The organism is Sphingobium sp. (genome assembly GCF_041987595.1).
GTDB lineage: Bacteria > Pseudomonadota > Alphaproteobacteria > Sphingomonadales > Sphingomonadaceae > Sphingobium.
In genome coordinates this window covers 1-569 of record NZ_JBHIWJ010000237.1, presented here as the reverse complement: position 1 = coordinate 569, position 569 = coordinate 1, and the positions used below count along the sequence as shown (strand labels likewise).

Annotated in this window: 1 protein-coding gene; it reads left to right on the top strand. The window is 63.8% G+C overall.

Annotated elements, in window-relative coordinates; all coding sequences use genetic code 11:
• The coding region (locus ACFC3J_RS22945) for an IS5 family transposase (RefSeq protein ID WP_375198207.1) at positions 1 to 387 on the top strand (387 nt) is incomplete at its 5' end.
• Positions 388 to 569: the final 182 nt, after the last annotated feature.

Below are 569 nucleotides of genomic sequence, written 5' to 3'. Positions count from 1 at the left end.
AACACCAAGCTCCATGCCGTCGCCGACGCGAACGGCCGCCCCTTGAGCTTCTTCATGACCGCCGGGCAGGTCAGCGACTACACTGACGCGGCAGCGCTGCTGGACGACCTGCCAAAGGCGCAGTGGCTCCTCGGCGACCGCGGCTACGACGCTGATTGGTTCAGGGACGCTCTCCAGGCCAAGGGCATCCAGCCCTGCATTCCGGGTCGCAGATCGCGCAACGACCCAGTCAGATACGACAAACGCCGCTACCGGCGCCGCAGCCGCATCGAGATCATGTTCGGCCGCCTCAAGGACTGGCGGCGCGTTGCTACCCGCTACGATCGCTGCCCCACGGCGTTCTTCTCTGCCGTCGCTCTCGCAGCCACAGTCATCTTCTGGCTATGACCAATGAGTCCTGACCCTATGGCAGTTGCAGACTGGCATGCGCAGCGGGCGGCTGCGTGTATAGCGATCACCAAACCGAAGAATCGAGGTCGAAGAGTCGCGTCAGTTCTCGGCTCCCGGCCGACGTGACCTTGACGGCCCGAGAACCATCGACTCTTCGCAGCCATGCCTTGTCGAGCATG